Source organism: Enterococcus sp. AZ149, from assembly GCF_051714285.1.
GTDB classification, from domain to species: Bacteria; Bacillota; Bacilli; order Lactobacillales; family Enterococcaceae; genus Enterococcus_D; species Enterococcus_D entomosocium.
On the sequence record NZ_JBIORO010000001.1, the window covers coordinates 922,280 to 940,336 of the forward strand.

13 protein-coding genes and 2 pseudogenes are annotated in these 18,057 nt (G+C 43.6%); 14 read left to right on the top strand and 1 reads right to left on the bottom strand.

Annotated elements, in window-relative coordinates:
• The first annotated feature begins 68 nt into the window (after positions 1 to 68).
• On the top strand, positions 69 to 4,295 hold the full coding sequence (locus tag IGI94_RS04320; RefSeq protein ID WP_142437486.1) for a 2-hydroxyacyl-CoA dehydratase: 4,227 nt from the start codon (positions 69 to 71) through the stop codon (positions 4,293 to 4,295).
• A gap of 199 nt (positions 4,296 to 4,494) precedes the next feature.
• The gene (locus IGI94_RS04325; protein WP_005228765.1) at positions 4,495 to 5,202 is read left to right on the top strand and encodes a GntR family transcriptional regulator; all 708 of its coding nucleotides are present in this window, start codon (positions 4,495 to 4,497) and stop codon (positions 5,200 to 5,202) included.
• A gap of 195 nt (positions 5,203 to 5,397) precedes the next feature.
• On the opposite strand, the gene IGI94_RS04330 is transcribed toward IGI94_RS04325, so the two are convergent.
• Positions 5,398 to 6,039, bottom strand: coding sequence for a YigZ family protein (locus IGI94_RS04330; RefSeq protein ID WP_035006530.1), 642 nt, complete (start codon positions 6,037 to 6,039; stop codon positions 5,398 to 5,400).
• Positions 6,040 to 6,149: 110 nt separating this feature from the next.
• On the opposite strand from IGI94_RS04330, the gene IGI94_RS04335 reads away from it, so the two are divergent.
• From IGI94_RS04335 to IGI94_RS04390, 12 genes and pseudogenes are all read left to right on the top strand, one after another.
• On the top strand, positions 6,150 to 6,443 hold the full coding sequence (locus tag IGI94_RS04335) for a DUF7662 domain-containing protein (RefSeq protein WP_005237305.1): 294 nt from the start codon (positions 6,150 to 6,152) through the stop codon (positions 6,441 to 6,443).
• Positions 6,444 to 6,515: 72 nt separating this feature from the next.
• Complete coding sequence (locus IGI94_RS04340; protein ID WP_005228768.1) at positions 6,516 to 6,836, top strand: PTS sugar transporter subunit IIB; 321 nt, start codon at positions 6,516 to 6,518, stop codon at positions 6,834 to 6,836.
• Positions 6,837 to 6,942: 106 nt separating this feature from the next.
• A complete protein-coding gene (locus tag IGI94_RS04345; protein WP_087664395.1) occupies positions 6,943 to 8,253 on the top strand; it encodes a DEAD/DEAH box helicase in 1,311 nt (436 codons plus the stop codon).
• Positions 8,243 to 8,926 carry a ComF family protein gene (locus tag IGI94_RS04350; protein ID WP_008377318.1) on the top strand — a complete coding sequence of 228 codons (684 nt, stop codon included), beginning with the start codon at positions 8,243 to 8,245 and terminating at the stop codon, positions 8,924 to 8,926. The genes IGI94_RS04345 and IGI94_RS04350 overlap by 11 nt, the downstream gene beginning before the upstream one ends.
• Before the next feature lie 137 nt (positions 8,927 to 9,063).
• Positions 9,064 to 9,621 carry a ribosome hibernation-promoting factor, HPF/YfiA family gene (gene hpf / locus IGI94_RS04355; RefSeq protein WP_005237301.1) on the top strand — a complete coding sequence of 186 codons (558 nt, stop codon included), beginning with the start codon at positions 9,064 to 9,066 and terminating at the stop codon, positions 9,619 to 9,621.
• 187 nt (positions 9,622 to 9,808) lie between these two features.
• Complete coding sequence (locus IGI94_RS04360; protein ID WP_005237300.1) at positions 9,809 to 10,756, top strand: LacI family DNA-binding transcriptional regulator; 948 nt, start codon at positions 9,809 to 9,811, stop codon at positions 10,754 to 10,756.
• A gap of 156 nt (positions 10,757 to 10,912) precedes the next feature.
• On the top strand, positions 10,913 to 12,178 hold the full coding sequence (locus IGI94_RS04365) for an extracellular solute-binding protein (protein ID WP_005237299.1): 1,266 nt from the start codon (positions 10,913 to 10,915) through the stop codon (positions 12,176 to 12,178).
• A gap of 160 nt (positions 12,179 to 12,338) precedes the next feature.
• Complete coding sequence (locus IGI94_RS04370) at positions 12,339 to 13,628, top strand: carbohydrate ABC transporter permease (RefSeq protein WP_077453540.1); 1,290 nt, start codon at positions 12,339 to 12,341, stop codon at positions 13,626 to 13,628.
• 2 nt (positions 13,629 to 13,630) lie between these two features.
• The gene (locus IGI94_RS04375) at positions 13,631 to 14,464 is read left to right on the top strand and encodes a sugar ABC transporter permease (RefSeq protein WP_005237297.1); all 834 of its coding nucleotides are present in this window, start codon (positions 13,631 to 13,633) and stop codon (positions 14,462 to 14,464) included.
• A 10-nt stretch (positions 14,465 to 14,474) separates the two neighbouring features.
• Positions 14,475 to 15,290: a DUF1189 family protein gene (locus IGI94_RS04380; protein ID WP_438899492.1), complete on the top strand. Its 816-nt coding sequence runs from the start codon at positions 14,475 to 14,477 to the stop codon at positions 15,288 to 15,290.
• Positions 15,291 to 15,538: 248 nt separating this feature from the next.
• A pseudogene (gene secA / locus IGI94_RS04385) lies at positions 15,539 to 17,923 on the top strand (preprotein translocase subunit SecA); the annotation flags it as partial.
• A 45-nt stretch (positions 17,924 to 17,968) separates the two neighbouring features.
• Positions 17,969 to 18,043, top strand: a pseudogene (locus IGI94_RS04390) (SEC-C metal-binding domain-containing protein); the annotation flags it as partial.
• Between the last annotated feature and the right edge of the window lie 14 nt (positions 18,044 to 18,057).

Consider the following 18,057-nt stretch of genomic DNA (forward strand, 5'->3'; position numbering starts at 1 on the left):
GAACATAAGTATTATAACAAACGGCTTGTTAGATAATCAACAAAGTGTTGTTTAGATGGAGGCAACAAATGAAAAAATATAAAGCGGGCATCGATGTCGGGTCGACAACAGTCAAGATGGTTCTGTTAGATGAAGGCAATCAAACGTGTTTTTCAAGATATGAACGGCACTATGCAGATATCCAGAAAGCAGCGGAAAAAATCATTAGAGAAGCGCAAGAAGTGATCGAAGATCAGCCGCTTGCGCTGGCGATTACCGGATCAGGTGGGATGGGTCTGGCGGAAGTTTTGCGGATCCCATTTGTCCAAGAGGTCATCGCTTGTACCAAAACAGTTGAGACAGTGATTCCCGAAACCGATGTGGCTATCGAGTTAGGCGGCGAAGATGCGAAGATCACCTTTTTTGAAGGGGCATTGGAGCAGCGAATGAACGGCAGTTGTGCCGGTGGAACGGGTGCGTTTATTGATCAGATGGCAGTTTTATTGAAAACCGATGCCAATGGGGTCAATGAACTAGCCAAAGATTATCAAACCCTTTATCCGATCGCATCGCGCTGTGGCGTCTTTGCCAAAACCGATGTGCAGCCGCTGATCAATGAAGGAGCAGCAAAAGCAGACATTGCGGCGAGTATCTTTCAAGCGGTGGTCAATCAAACGATTGCTGGCTTGGCTGCTGGTCGTAAAATCAAAGGCAAGGTAGCCTTTCTAGGTGGACCGTTGACGTTTATGTCGGAATTGCGTCAACGATTTATCGATACGTTGAACCTGCAAGAAGCAGATATCATTTTTCCCGAGAACCCAGAACTGTTTGTGGCGATGGGGGCTGCACTGTATGCAGAAGAAGAGCAACAGCTTTCCGTGCTATTAGCCCGCTTAGCCAACGGAGAAGATGGCAAACTCGCGCCAACTGATACATTAGCCCCATTGTTTAAAGACGAGGAGGAATTGACTGCTTTTCGTGCTCGCCATGCTCAAGCGGTGGCCACAGAAAAAGCGTTGTCTGAGCATACAGGCGCTGCTTATCTAGGCATCGATGCAGGATCAACCACAACGAAAGTGGTTTTGATCAATGATGCAGGGGAATTATTGTTTTCTTTCTATGGCAATAATGAAGGTGAACCGTTAGCGACAACGATGGCGGTTTTACAAGAGCTTTATCGTCAGATGCCTTCTGACGTTTACATCGCAAAGTCAACGATCACAGGTTACGGCGAGCATTTGATCAAACATGCACTGAAAGTCGATATCGGTGAAGTGGAAACGATGGCCCATTACAAAGCTGCCGAACATTTCCAGCCGGGGGTTGATTTTATCCTAGATATCGGTGGACAAGACATGAAGGCGATGACGGTTAAAGATGGCGCGTTATCTTCGATTCAATTGAATGAAGCCTGTTCCTCAGGATGCGGCTCCTTCATTGAGACTTTTGCCAAATCTATGAATCAGGATGTCAAAGAATTTGCGTTGGCAGCTACAAAAGCCCAAGCACCGGTTGACCTTGGTTCGCGTTGTACCGTCTTTATGAACTCAAAAGTGAAACAGGTCCAAAAAGAAGGGGCTTCTGTTGGCGACATTTCAGCCGGCTTGTCTTACTCGGTCATAAAAAATGCTATCTATAAAGTCATCAAGGTTCGGCGACCTGAAGACCTCGGCGAGAAAATCGTCTGCCAAGGAGGGACTTTCTATAACGAAGCGGTTCTGCGCGCTTTTGAATTGATCAGCGGCCGTGAAGTCGTTCGACCATCGATCGCCGGTTTGATGGGGGCATATGGTGCCGCCTTGATCGCTTTAGAAGAAGCAGCCCTTGACGATGTTAGTACGTTGTTGTCTCCAGCAGAAATGGCCGATTTCCAAGCAGAAAAAGAATTTACGAATTGCGGTCTATGCGAAAACAATTGCTTGTTGACGGTGACCCTCTTTTCTGACGGTCGAAAATTTATTACCGGGAATCGCTGCGAACGTGGTGCGCGAATCAAAATCAAGAAAGAAGACCGCAAAATCAATCTTGTGGATGAAAAATATCGCCGCTTGTTTAAGTACCGTTCCTTACGTAAAAAAGAGGCCGTCCATGGCGAAATCGGCCTGCCAAGAGTATTGAATCTTTATGAAAATTATCCGCTTTGGCATACCTTTTTCACCAAGTTAGGGTTTCGAGTAACCTTGTCGCCACGTTCCAACAAAGAACTATATGAGCAAGGGATTGAAACGATTCCTAGTGATACGGTTTGTTACCCAGCCAAACTAGCCCATGGACACATCCAGGCACTGATTGATCAAAACGTACCGTTGATTTTTTATCCAGGTGTTATTTTTGAGCGACTAGAGAACACTGCCGCTGAGAATCATTTTAACTGTCCAATTGTGCAAAGCTATCCAGAAGTGATTCGTAATAACGTCGATGCGATTCGTGAAGGGGCGGTTGACTACCGCTGTCCGTTTTTGAATTTGGCGGATGAAGCCTCAATGGTCAAAACTTTAACGAGTACTTTTCAAGATTTTGGTTTTGTAGAAGAAGAAATTGCCCAAGCCCTACGCAGCGGTTTCGAGGAGCTGGATCAGTTCAAGACAGATATTGCGCAACGGGGAGAAGAAACGCTACGTATGCTGATGACGACCAATCAAAAAGGGATCGTTTTATCTGGAAGACCATATCATTTGGATCCTGAAATCAACCATGGGATTGCAGAAGTCATTACCCAAGAAGGCTTCCATGTATTGACTGAGGACAGTATTGCTCATTTAGCAAATGTCGGCGATCTGAGGGTTGTGGATCAATGGGTCTATCATTCGCGATTGTATGCGGCAGCTCGAGTGGTCGCGAAAAACAAACAATTAGAACTGGTTCAATTAAACTCATTCGGTTGCGGGATCGACGCAGTCACTACTGATCAAGTCGAAGAGATTATGGCGCAGTATGGGAAGTTATATACGGTGTTGAAAATCGATGAGGGAGCAAACCTTGGGGCAATTCGGATTCGGTTGCGTTCCTTGAAAGCAGCAGTCAACGAACGGGACAAACAGCACTTTGTACCTAAAAAGCAATACGAGGAACCGGCAAAGATCATTTTTACCAAAGAGATGCGCAAGCAGCACACGCTCTTATTGCCGATGTTGAGTCCCATCCATCAAAGCGGGTTAGTCGATGTTGCTTTGCAAGCTTCTGGGTATCAAGTGATCTGTCTACCTAGTGAAGATCGTGAGGCGGTTAATGTCGGTTTACGCTTTGTCAATAATGATGCGTGCTATCCGGCGATCATTTCCATTGGACAGCTAGTAGAAGCATTGCAAAGCGGAAAATATGATGTTGAAAATACCAGTGTTTTGATGACTCAGACGGGCGGCGGATGTCGTGCAACGAACTATATTCCTTTGTTACGTAAAGCACTGAACGATGCAGGATTTCCACAAGTGCCGGTGGTATCTATTTCGATGGGCAACACCGGGGTTGAATCAAATCCGGGCTTTCGCTTTACCTTACCGATGATGAAGCGTTTGGCGGTGGCATTTTTATACGGAGATCTCTTTGAACGGGTCGTTTATCGCACCCGTCCGTATGAGCAAGAAGCAGGGGCTGTCGATCGGCTCCATCAAGAATGGCTGGAAAAAATTGCCAAAAACGTTCGTAATGGCTCCTTCAGTCTGTTTAATCGAAATATGAAAAAAATCATTCAAGCCTTTGATCAAGTGCCGATAAGAGATATCAAGAAGCCGCGTGTCGGTGTCGTGGGAGAGATTTTAGTGAAGTATTCACCGACTGCCAATAACGATGTCGTTCGCCTGTTAGAAGCAGAAGGAGCGGAAGCGGTCGTACCAGATATTGTCGGCTTCATGAATTATTCCCTCTACAATCAGATTTGGCGCTACGAGCATTTGGGGATGGCGAAGAAAAGTAAAATGATCGCTGATTTTGCGATCATGGCGATTGAGAGGCTCCAAAAACCGATGGATAAAGCACTGAGGGCGTCAACGCGTTTTGATGGTATCCATTCGATCCATCAGCTTGCGGAGCAAGCGAGCGAGATTGTTTCCATTGGTAATCATACGGGAGAAGGCTGGTTCTTGACCGGTGAGATGATTGATCTATTGGAAAATAATGTCAACAATATCATTTGTCTGCAACCATTTGGCTGTCTGCCCAATCATGTGGTAGGAAAAGGTGTTATGAAAGAATTACGTCGTCAATACCCGCAGGCGAACATTGCGGCCATTGATTATGATCCAGGTGTCTCAATCGTCAATCAATTGAATCGTATCCGATTGTTGATGGCCACTGCCAATAAAGCGTTGGCTGAATAAATTCTCAAGCCAGCGACCGAACCAATTTAAAAGAAAAGCGACTGCTCTTGTTTGGACATTTTGTGATAACTTCTTTCTTCTGCCTATAAAATAGGGAAAGAATTCGCACAAATTGAGAAAAACAGAGCAGTTTTTGCTTTTTTTATTAGCTATTTAGGTATATACCAGTTATAATAGGAGGGGAACGGAGGAATGTGTAGTGGTGGAAAAATTACCTGTTTATATCCAAATTCATGATCAAATTAAAGCCAATATTGAAAACAATACATACAAAATCGGGGATCGTCTGCCCTCAGAGCGCGAGTTGTCGAAACAATTCGGCGTGAGTCGCATGACGTTGCGACAAGCGATCCAAACCTTAGCAGATGAGGGGATTCTTGAGCGTAAAATCGGTTCCGGCACTTATGTGGCTCGCCAAAAAGTACAAGAGAAAATGACGGGCACGACGAGTTTTACCGAAATCATGAATTCTCTTGGTCGTAAGCCTTCCAGCAAAGCGGTCGCTTATTTCTTGACGGCACCTAGCTCCAGTGAGATGGAAAAGCTGCAATTAGAAGGTCACGAAACGATTTTACGGATGGAGCGGATTCGGTATGCGGATGATGTGCCGATCTGTTTTGAAGTAGCGAGTATCCCTGAAAAGTTTATTCATGACTTTAGCAAGGAGGAGATCATCTCTTCCCTCTATAAAGTGTTGGAAGAAAAAGGACAGCGGAAAATTGGCGGCGCTTCGCAAACGATCTCAGCTATGGTCGCTTCCGAGCAAATTGCTGATTACTTACAAATCAAACGCGGCGATGCGATTTTACGTATGCGGCAAATCACTTCATTTGAAGATGGTCAACCATTTGAATACGTGCGCACCCAATATGTTGGTAATCGTTTTGAATTTTATATGGAAAAATAACCTGTCTTGAGACGGATGGAAACAAAAAAGACGCGAAAAGCCGAAAGGACACTGCGAGCATACTTGCTGTTGCTCCGCATCGGTCATTTCGGGTTTTCAACGATAGGGCCGTTCCTGCATTCGCTGCAGCAAACGGCATAAGTGTCCACGCTTTGAGGAAAAGAGCAAACCCGACATGGTGCTTGCCATGCGTAGTTACTCGGTTGGCTCCTCAATGAGGCGCTCTACATATTCGGTCTTGCCTTTGTTTAGCTGCACTTGCCCTTGCAGCAAGTCAATCAGAGCGGCTTCTTGGTCGGCAAGTACTGCTTCAGGAATCATTGAGGTGACAACGATTTTCTCCGTATAAGCAATATCTTTTATATAGATATTCTGCAGTTCTAAGTAGTTTTGGAGCTTGCCTAAAAGGGGATAATCGATGGTCAAGGCAAGTTCTTGATGCAAAATACCCTCGACGATTCCTACCTCTTTGATTCCAGCAGAGGCCGAACTTGAATAAGCGCGAATCAATCCACCAGCACCCAGTTTCGTTCCACCGAAGTAGCGGGTAACAACGGCGATCACATTGATCAGTTCGTTTTTCTTTAACACTTCTAAAATCGGTACCCCAGCGGTGCCGCTCGGTTCACCATCATCACTGCTGCGCTGGATCTCATGGTTTTCACCTAATACATAGGCGCTGCAATGATGATTTGCCTTCCAATGCTCTTTCTTGAGGGCTTGAATAAACGCTTTGGCTTCGTCTTCTGATTGAATTCGTTTTAATGAACAGAGGAAACGCGATTTTTTGATTTCTATTTCTGTTTCTCCGTCTTGTCGAATCGTTCGATAAGTCACGCGCACGATCGCCTCCTTTATGTTTCTAGTATAGGCAATCGGAAGGAAAGTTACAAATAGAAGAAAGAAACAGGTACGAACATAGACTCTAAAAAGAGGAGGCAGTTGCTTTGGGTAGACGCAAAAAGTACGATACGATCACTCACTATTTAAAAAACAACGGTGGTTCGCAAATCACCTTAACGTTTACGCAGTTTGATGAATTTCTTTTCCCAGCATCCGGTTTGCCCAAAAGTGCCCGCACCAGTAGCGATTGGTGGGCGAATGATTACCGACATCCAGAAAATGGGGCTTATGCGTGGCTGAATGCCGGCTACGAGGTAGTCCTAGTCAATTTAAAAAAAGAGTACGTCGTTTTTAATCGTTTAGTAAAATCAAACTGGTTGCTGGATAGAAAGCGTTGACAAATTTCAAACTTGTTCTATACTAGAGATAGGAAATGTTATCTTATTCTTAAAATTCAAGGAGTGTTCGATATGGCGAAAAAAACAATTATGTTAGTTTGTTCTGCAGGGATGAGTACAAGCTTATTAGTAACAAAAATGCAAAAAGCAGCTGAAGCAAAAGGATTAGAAGCAGATATTTTTGCAGTTTCCGCATCAGAAGCAGATCAACATTTAGAAAGCAAAGACGTAAACGTTTTACTATTAGGACCACAAGTTCGTTTCATGAAAGGCGATTTCGAGAAACGTCTAGCGCCAAAAGGAATTCCATTAGAAGTAATCAACATGGCAGATTACGGCATGATGAACGGCGAAAAAGTCTTAGATCAAGCTTTGACATTGATCGGCGAATAAGCAAGACCTGCTGTTGAAGCAAACAAGAAACCTGTAATCGGTTCAAGTACTTTTCAAAAAGTACTTGAACCGATTTTTTTGCGTAGTTAAAACTGAGGTGTATGTTATGACCAATCAAAAAGGAAGACAATTTTTTGTTTTAGATGAAACAATGAGTGTAGGAAAAACTTTTGATTCTCGACCGGCAATGCTCGAGCAGGGGAAGAGAATCGTTTGTCAGCGTTGCGGTTCTTCCCACCACAAGCCGTCGGTTCTATTGCCGATAGGCTGCTATTACTGTCCAACTTGTATTCGCTATGGTCGGATCACATCAGATGGCCAACTCGTAATTCAACAAACGGATCTTCCAGCCTTTGATCACAAGATCGTTTGGCCAGGAGTGTTGACTTCGTTTCAGCAAAAAATTTCTCAGCAACTAGTGGCAAATTGTCGACAAAAGAAATCGTCTCTTGTTTGGTCAGTCACGGGTTCAGGGAAGACCGAGATGATCTTTGAAACGATCCGCCACATACGGCAAGAAGGTGGTCGTGTGGCGATCGTCTCGCCACGGATCGATGTCTGCCGTGAACTGTTCCCCCGGATTCAACAAGCGTTCCCACAAGAGGAAAGCCTGCTCCTTTATGGGAAATCAGAAGAACCTTATCGTTATACAACGATCCTTATTGCCACCACTCATCAGCTACTGCATTTTTATCGCAGCTTTCAACTGATCGTGGTGGATGAGATAGATGCATTTCCCTACGAGGGCGATGCGCAGCTGCGTTACGGATTATACAATGCCTTGGCAGAAAACGGGTGTCTGATCTATTTAAGTGCGACGCCTTCAGAACGACTGCTGCAAGAAATTCGTGGAAAATTCGCTGTCTTGAGAATGCCGCTGCGGTTTCATCAGCGTCCATTGATCGTTCCAAAACCTGTTCATTATAGTCACTGGGCGCAGGCTTATCGCAGAAAACGTTGGCTGCGACCATTGCTGCAGCAGTTGCAGCGGCTGCTTCAAAAAAACTTTGTCTTGGTGTTTTGTCCAAGCATTGCGCTGATGAAGGAAGTAGAAGCGGCTGTCCGCCGACAAGGCACGTCATGGTCTTTGACTAGCGTTTCGTCGCAAGATCAAAAACGGAGCGAAAAAGTAGCGTCTGCTCGTCGACAGATTTACAAGGTGTTGTTTACAACGATGATTTTAGAGCGTGGGGTGACGTTTGAAAACGTCTCAGTCATCGTATTGGGTGCTAATCATCCAGTCTTTACAAAATCGGCGCTCGTGCAAATTGCTGGTCGTGTCGATCGTAAAGGGGCCTATACGGAAGGGGAGGTCATTTTTTTCTACGACCAAATGACGGAAGCAATCCGTCAAGCAATCAAAGAAATCAATGAGATGAACCAATTAGCAAGGAGCTGGTTGACCGATGGAGTGTAGTTGGTGCCAAATATTTTTTTCAAGAGAGGTAACGATCATTGAGCTGTTGGCTCCTTGGCGCATCCCCGAAAAAGAATTATGTCCACAATGCGCTCAGCGATTTACAGTGATCGATTGGCAAAGCTGCTGCCCAACATGTGGCAAAAAGGATACCATTTCCTGCAGTGACTGTCTCTTTTGGGCGAAAACCTGTCCCATGATCCATTTGCAGCATCGGGCACTGTTTGCTTACGATCAAGGGATGAAGGAGTGGATTCACGAATACAAATTAATGGGAAACTATCAGTTGCGAGAGACCTTTGCTGCTGCCATCAGACAAAAGATCAACAACTTTGATTACGATTGTTTGATACCCATCCCGCTATCGGCAGAACGTTACCAGGAGCGAGGGTTTAATCAAGTGACCGCTGTGCTGGACGCAGGCGGAGTTAAGTCGAAAGAATGGCTGGATAAAGTGGTTGATACCGCACCACAAGCTCAACGTTCTCGCAAGCAACGATTAGAGGAGGCGCAACCTTTTGCGGTGAAGCCAGAGGCAACGGTTGAAATAAAAAACAAGAAACTGTTGTTGATCGATGATGTTTACACTACCGGTAGAACGTTATATCACGCAGCTGAAGCATTGCAGACCTTTGGCCCCCAGTCGATTCGATCCTTTTCCTTTGCCCGTTGAATCGTTATTTTGAAAACGCTTAAAGAAATTTGTTCGATTTACTAGGCAAATGAGCAAGAGTTCGATATAATAGAGTTAAGAAGAAGAAAAGAGTGGTCCTTTTCCTTCTTTACTGGTAGACGAAAGGGGTAATTTTTATGTTTAGATATAATGTGCGCGGCGAAAATATCGAGGTAACAGAAGCGATCCGTGATTACGTCGAGAAAAAAGTAGGTAAATTAGAACGTTATTTTAACGATGTGCCGGAAGCAACAGCACATGTTAATTTGAAAGTTTATACTGAAAAAACAGCAAAAGTAGAAGTAACGATTCCTTTACCATTCTTAGTTCTGCGTGCGGAAGAAACCTCACCTGATCTATATGCTAGTATCGATTTGGTTGTTGACAAATTGGAACGCCAAATCCGCAAATTTAAAACAAAAATCAACCGCAAATCTCGCGAGACAGCATTGGTTCCGCCAACAGATGGTGATTTGTTCACAACTGAAGCAAACGATGAAGAAAACAATGGTTCTGAATTAGACATCGTACGTACAAAACGTTTGTCTTTAAAACCAATGGACAGTGAAGAAGCTGTTTTACAAATGAACATGCTTGGACACAACTTCTTTATCTTTGAAGATGCGGAAACGAATGGAACGAGCATTGTGTATCGTCGAAAAGATGGCAAATACGGGTTGATCGAAACCGATTAACAAGTGTTGATACCTTTTTCTCAACACCCCAAAAAATAGTCTTTTTTGACAGAGTAGCTGAGAAGCTACTCTGTTTTTTTATACTCGTTAAATTGGCTGGGAATCTTTTTTATATAGAGAGTGTCTTGGTTCTTCTTTTGGTTTATTATGTTATACTATAGATGAAATAATACAAGGAGAGTGAATCATGACTACGCTAGCAGATGTTGCTAAAAAAGCAAATGTTTCCGCAATGACCGTTTCTCGAGTGATCAATCATCCGGACAAAGTAACTGAAGAGTTAAAGCAGCTGGTTCATCAAGCGATGCTTGAATTGGATTATCAGCCGAATATTGCTGCCAAATCATTAGTTTCCAAGCGTTCCCATATCATCAAAGTGTATATTTTAGAGGAGATGGATACGACGGAACCTTACTATATGAACTTATTGGTTGGGATCGCTCGTTCTATTGGTAAAGCACACTATTCTTTGCAGCTAGTTACGACTGACGGGGTGGATCGTGGTCCAGCAGATGGCTGCATCATTACGGGCTTTCGCCAGGCTGACATGGACTGGATAAGAAATTTAAGAAAGCCTGTGGTGTTATTTGGCGAAAATGAAGCTGGGTTCAGTTTTGTTGACAGTGACAACTACCAAGGAATCGTTTCTGCATGCAAACATGCTATCGACACCGGCTATCAACAATTGGTCTATATTGGTTTAGAGTTGGAAGAAGCGTTTACGAAAAGCCGAGAAAAAGGGTACATAGATACAGTCACAAAAGCGGGAATATCACCAAAAATCTATCGTTTTGACAACCGATCTTCCGCCGCCCGCAAGTTTATCCAATCGCAGAATGAGCATTTAATGAAAAACACTTGTTTTATCTGTGCCACAGATCGTTTAGCGTTAGGCATCAATCAAGGCTTACAGTCGATCGGAGTGGAGGTGCCAGATGATTTTGGGATCATCGGCTACGATGGCGTATTCCTTGATCAGGTAAGTTCGCCAAAATTGACAACGATGAAGCAAGCCATCGTGGAAATGGGGGAAGTTTGCGGCGAATTATTGATCCAAAAAATCGAACATAATGATACGAGCCAGCGACAACAGCGCTTTTTACCTCAACTCGTGGTTCGTGAATCCACAAAATGAAAAATTAAGCAAATGGTTGCGCAATTTCTTTTTGATTCCTCGACATCTTAATTTAAAGGCTTTTTCTATTTTTGTTATCGCTAACATTTAGAAAAGGTTTGCCATTTTAAGAAACCGGTTGCATAATGGAGTTACAAATTGCAGGAGGTAAACAGGATGAAAGTGAATTGGAAAAAGGCAGCTCTAGGATTAGTTTCAGGAAGTGCGTTGTTAGCGCTTGCGGCGTGTGGCGGCAACGGTGGTAGTACCGATGGTAGTAATGCAGATGCAGGTTCAGGTAGCGATGAAAAAACGCTCACGGTCTCTGTAGGCGCAGACTATATTGATTATATCAATGAAGTGAAATCTGACTTTGAATCTGAAAATGATGTTACCATCAACGTTGTAGAAATGGATATGTTCGATCAAATGGATGCGCTTCAACTAGACGGTCCTGCTGGGAAAGGTCCAGATGTTACGATGTCTCCTTACGATCGTGTAGGTCAAGTAGGCTCGCAAGGGCATTTGGCAGAAATGACTTTGCCAGATGATGGACGGTACAGCGATACAGACAAGCAACAAGTGACGATCGATGATAAAATCTATGGCGCACCAGCAATGATTGAAGCAGTTGTCATGTTCTATAACAAAGATTTGATCGATGAAGCGCCAGCAACTTTTTCTGATTTAGAAGAGCTAGCAAAAGATGATCGTTTTGCAGAAGGCGATGACAATGTTGGTTTCTTAGCTCGTTGGACAGACTTTTATTATACGTATGGTCTATTAGCTGGTTATGGTGGTTATGTCTTTGGGGATGAAGGGACAGATCCATCTGATTTAGGGATCAACAATGAAGGTTCTGTTGAAGCAATCACGTACGCAACTGATTGGTTCCAAAATGTCTGGCCGCAAGGAATGCTGGATGTATCGGCCAACGAAAACTTGATGTTAGATTACTTTAACCAAGGCAAAACAGCAGCCATCATTTACGGACCATGGGGCGTGAACGGCTTTGAAGAAGCAGGGATTAACTATGGCGTAGCGAAAATCCCAACGCTGAGCAATGGCAATGATTATGAAACGTTTGGTGGTGGAAAAGCATGGGTTGTTTCCAACTACTCACAAAACAAAGACGTTTCTCAACAATTTGTCGAATATTTAACAAACGAAGCTAATCAAGAGAAATTGTATGAAATGCGTCATGATATTCCAGCAAACATTATGGCTCAAGAAACAGTTGCTGCTTCTGATGATCCAGTAGCAAAAGCAGTGATCGAGCAATACAGTGTTTCACAACCAATGCCAAATATCCCTGAAATGTCTGAGGTTTGGGTAGGGGCTGAAAACATGCTGTTTGATGCAGGTTCAGGCAATATGACTCCTCAAGAAGCAGCGGATAATGCTGCCAAAACAATCGAAGAAGCGATTGAGCAGAAATATTAATAAATAGCCGATTACGGTCTGTCATTCATGTCGACGATTCTATAGAGGATGTTTGTCAAAAGGATTCCTTGCAACGTAGCACGCAAGAAATTGCTTGATGAGATTGATTTCTATGGATCGTCGGCCGCTTGGCAGACTTTCGATTTTAAGGAGGATACATATGAGGACGAATTCAAAAGCCATGCAGACAGCGCTTCTTTCAATCATCCCTGGGGTGGGACAATTCAAAAATGGTCAGAAATTTAAAGCGGGACTCTTTTTTGCGGTCTTTCTAATTTTTCTAGGCGAAATGCTTTTGTTCGGTGGACAAGCATTATATAACTTTGTCACACTGGGATCAGTACCGATGGAACACAATTCTTTGTTCTTGTTGATCGAAGGAACGCTACAGGTCATCGTTACCGTTATTTTCATTATCTTTTGGGTTTTAAATATCAAAGATGCCTATCAAGTTCGCCAAAGTATTGAAAAAGGGTTCCCGGTGGCAGTTACGAGAAAAGAGTTTTTCAATAAATTGTATGAGGATGGTTTCGCTTATCTATTGACGATCCCAGCCTATCTGGTGATGATCGTAGCAATTATTTTTCCGGTAATGGTGACACTCTTCATGGCGTTTACCAACTATGATTTTCGACATATTCCGCCAGCAAACTTAATCGACTGGATCGGTTTTTCGAATTTTACGAATATCTTCACCTTAAGTTCTTACCGCGACACCTTTGTAAAAGTGTTTAGTTGGACGGTGATTTGGACCGTTTTAGCAACTACTTTGCAAATTACCTTAGGAATACTGACAGCAGTTGTTGCCAATCAAAAATTTGTGAAGTTCCGTCGGGTCTTCGGGGTGATTTTCTTGCTTCCTTGGGCGGTGCCAGCGTTCATCACGATCATGAGTTTTTCGAACATGTTTAATGATACCGCAGGAGCGATCAATACGCAGGTGATCCCGCTATTGAACAATCTGCCCTTTGTGGATATTGGGAACATTGCTTGGAAGACCGATCCGTTTTGGACGAAAACGGCGATTATTTTGATTCAGGGCTGGTTAGGGTTTCCATATATTTATGTTATGGTCTCAGGGATTTTACAATCCATTTCTGAAGATTTGTATGAAGCAGCCAAAATGGATGGAGCAAATGCGATTCAGCGTTTTCGCAATATTACGTTACCGGCGATCTTTTTGGTGGCAGCACCAACCTTCGTTACGCAATATACAGGGAACTTTAATAACTTCTCCATGATCTATCTCTTTAACGAAGGTGGTCCAGGAAGTTTAGGTGGAAATGCCGGTTCGACGGATATTTTGATTTCATGGATCTACAAATTGACGACGGGCGGCTCGCCACAATACTCGATTGCTTCTGCATTGACCTTGATCATTTCCTTTGTGGTGATTTCCATTTCATTACTGGTGTTTAAAAAGACGAATGCATTTAATATGGAGGATTGAGGATGAAAAAGAAAAAGTTTTCTTTCAGCAAATTATTTACCTACTTGTTTATGATCGCTTTATCGATCGTTATCATCTATCCCTTGTTGATTACCGCAACCTCAGCCTTCAAGGCAGGGAATATGATCGCCTTTCGCTTGGATTTTGATGCGGATTGGACATTGAACAACTTTCGACGATTGTTCAATGAAACCCCCTATTTGACATGGTATAAAAACACCTTGATCGTGGCTGTTTCCACGATGGTGATCCAAGTAATGATCGTAACACTGGCAGGGTATACTTACAGTCGTTATCGCTTTGCCGGTCGTAAGAGCAGTTTGATGGTGTTCTTGATCGTTCAGATGGTGCCAACGATGTCGGCGTTGACCGCTTTTTATGTCATGGGCTTATTAGCAAACGGCCTAGATAGTTTCTGGTTCTTGACACTGATCTATATCGGTGGTGGGATTCCCATGAATACTTGGCTGATGAAAGGGTACTTTGATACGGTACCGATCGACTTGGATGAATCAGCAAAACTTGACGGTGCAGGGCATTTCCGCATCTTTTGGCAAATCGTTTTGCCCCTCGTAAAACCAATGGTTGCCGTCCAAGCATTGTGGGCCTTTATGGGGCCATTCGGCGAATTCTTGCTGGCGCGGTTCTTGCTTCGCTCACAAGAGCGTTTGACCGTCGCAGTCGGTCTGCAGACTTTTATCAACGATGCCCGTAACCAACGGGTGGCACTTTTTGCGGCTGGGGCGATTTTGATCGCCGTACCGATTGCTGCACTGTTTTTCTTCTTACAAAAATACTTTGTTTCAGGTTTGACCTCGGGCGGAACAAAAGGATAGGAATGATAGGATGTCTGAACAACGATTTCCCTTAACATACTTTGGGGCCATATTTTCTCCAACAAAAGTCTATGCATGGCGTAAAAAATTAAATCGCTGGCAGCAAGTGTTTGTCTATATTTTCTTGATGTCCTTGCTGATGATCCCGCTGACCTTGATGATCAGCAAGCAAACGGATCAAGCCTTTGCAGCATTTTTCCCCCATGCAAAAACACTCATGACTGCTGAAACAGCAGCCGAATACAGTGAACTGCAGCTGGAAGATGGCAAACTTTTAACGGATGAGTCACAAGTCTTTTCGCAAACAGAAGCGGGCATTATAGGCGTTGCGCTTTCAGAAGCGGCTCTTGAAAAAGCGAAATACGCCATCAATTTTCGGGAAACAGACTGGACCATCAAAGAAGAAATCGATGGACAAACTTATCACTATGAAATGCGTTACACGGCGGAAATGGCACCTGATCAAGTAGATGATGCGGCTTCGTTTCAAAAAGCAATCGAAGACGGCTTCTATCGCAACAACGAGACAGCGATTTTCTTCAGTCAGACGATCACAGTGGCATTTTTATTGGTGGCAATGAATAGTATTCTAGTCATAGGCGCAGCGTTTTTCCTCTGGTTGACGAAAAAATCACGACTATCGACAATCGGCAGCTTCAAAGAAAGCACGAACGTGATTTTAAATGCACTGGGGGCAGGCTCTCTCGTTGCGATGTTGGCAGGATTTATTGGCGCTGATATCGTCTTGATGATCGGGATTCAGTCTTTAGGCATGCTACTGATGCTCTTCTTAGCTTTCTTAAAAACCCGTTTTAAAACGGCATAATTTGCAAACCTTCGCAACAAGACGTTTGGGCGTGTGCTGGACTTTCAGCGCCGATCAATGGCTTGTTGCGTGTTTTTTTTCCCGCGTTTCTTTAAAATCTGTGAAAAAAGGTTAAGAATCCGTTTATCACGCAAGATTGATGCGATAGTTCTATCGAAAAATATTTCATTTATGGTGAACTAGTGCTAAAATAGTTAGGAGAGTTTCCAGCTAGGATAATGCAGAAGTAAAAGGAGAATTATTAAGGTATGGCCAATTTTTTTAGAAAATTAATCGAAAACGACAAAAAAGAATTAAAACGTCTTGACCATATTGCGAATCAAGTTGAATCACATGCGGATGAAATGGCCGCTTTATCTGATGAACAATTACGCGGGAAAACCGATGAATTTCGTCGTCGTTTCCAAGAGGGAGAGACTTTGGATAAATTATTACCTGAAGCTTTTGCAGTAGTACGTGAAGCTGCAAAACGCGTTTTGGGTCTTTATCCTTACCACGTCCAATTAATGGGTGGGATCGTCTTGCATGATGGGAATATTCCAGAGATGCGTACCGGTGAAGGGAAAACCTTGACGGCGACATTACCTGTTTATTTGAATGCCTTGAGTGGTCAAGGCGTCCATGTCGTAACCGTCAATGAATACTTGGCAACTCGTGACTCGACTGAGATGGGAGAGCTGTACAACTTTTTAGGATTGACAGTCGGTTTGAACATCAACTCAAAATCAGCAGAAGAAAAACGTGCGGCGTATGCTTGTGACATCACTTATAGTACAAACAATGAACTAGGGTTTGACTATTTGCGGGACAACATGGTGGTTTATCGTCATCAAATGGTACAACGTCCATTAAACTATGCCATTGTCGATGAAGTCGATTCGATCTTGATCGATGAAGCGAGAACGCCATTGATCATTTCAGGACAAGCAGAAAAATCGACCGCGCTATACAATCGGGTCGACAATTTCGTCAAACGCTTGACGGAAGAAGAAGACTACAAAATCGATATTCAATCAAAAACGATCGGCTTGACAGAACGCGGGATCGAAAAAGCGGAAGAGACCTTCGGCTTAGAAAACTTGTATGATATCGAAAACACCGCATTGACCCATCACTTGGACCAAGCGTTGCGGGCGAATTACATCATGATTCGTGACATTGATTACGTGGTGCAAGATGGCAAAGTAATGATCGTTGACCAATTTACAGGTCGGATCATGGATGGCCGCCGCTATTCTGACGGGCTGCATCAAGCGATCGAAGCAAAAGAAAGTGTCGAGATCGAAGATGAAACCAAAACGATGGCGACGATCACATTCCAGAACTACTTCCGGATGTACAAAAAATTGTCTGGGATGACCGGTACTGCGAAAACGGAAGAAGAAGAGTTTAGAGAAATCTATAACATGCAAGTCATTCAGATTCCTACGAATAAACCGATCTTACGGGATGATCGTGCGGACTTGCTTTATCCAACACTTACCAGCAAATTCCAAGCAGTCGTTCAAGACATCAAAGAACGTCACCGCAAAGGGCAACCAGTCCTTGTAGGGACCGTCGCTGTTGAGACTTCTGAATTACTATCATCAATGCTTGATCGGGAGAAAGTTCCTCATGAAGTATTGAATGCCAAGAATCACTTTAAAGAAGCGGAAATCATTTTGAATGCTGGGCAAAAAGGCGCTGTAACGATCGCGACCAATATGGCTGGTCGGGGAACGGATATCAAGTTGGGTCTTGGTGTTGCAGAACTAGGCGGATTGGCAGTTATTGGTACCGAGCGTCACGAATCACGACGGATCGACAACCAGTTGCGGGGACGTGCGGGACGTCAAGGAGATCCAGGGATGTCGCAATTTTACCTGTCGCTAGAAGATGATTTAATGAAACGTTTTGGTTCTGAACGAATCAAAGTGTTCTTAGATCGGATGAAAATCGATGAAGGCGATGCCGTGATCCAAAGCAAGATGCTTTCAAAACAAGTAGAATCTGCCCAAAGACGAGTGGAAGGGAATAACTACGATACCCGGAAAAACGTCTTGCAATACGATGACGTAATGCGAGAACAGCGGGAAGTTATTTACGGACAACGTCAAGAAGTAATCATGGAAGAAACGGATCTTTCACCACAATTAATGAATATGGTGAAACGTTCCATCAGCCGTGTCGTTGACAGTCATACGCAATTAGAAGAAAGCAATTGGAATTATGAAGGAATCGTTGATTTTGCTGCCAATGCACTTGTTCATGAAGATACCATCAGTATTGAAGACATCAAGGGCAAATCAGCTCAAGAGATTAAAGATTATCTAAACCAACGGGCAGAAGAAGTCTTTGAACAAAAGAAAACACAACTTAATAGTCCAGAACAATTACTGGAATTTGAAAAAGTAGTGATTTTACGAGTCGTTGATACGAAGTGGACCGACCACATCGATGCCATGGATCAATTGCGCCAATCGGTTGGGTTACGGGCTTATGGACAAAACAATCCGTTAGTTGAATACCAAACAGAAGGATTCAATATGTTTGAAAACATGGTTGGAGCCATCGAGTATGAAGTAACTCGTCTGTTTATGAAGGCAGAAATCCGCCAAAACGTTCAACGGGAACAAGTAGCCCAAGGAGAAGCACAAGGGGTAGAAGAAGCACCGGCTGCCCAAGCGCCAAGTTTCAAAAACGTGGGCCGCAATGATCCTTGTCCTTGCGGAAGCGGGAAAAAATTCAAGAATTGCCACGGGAAAAATATGTAACAAGTTTTGAAAAA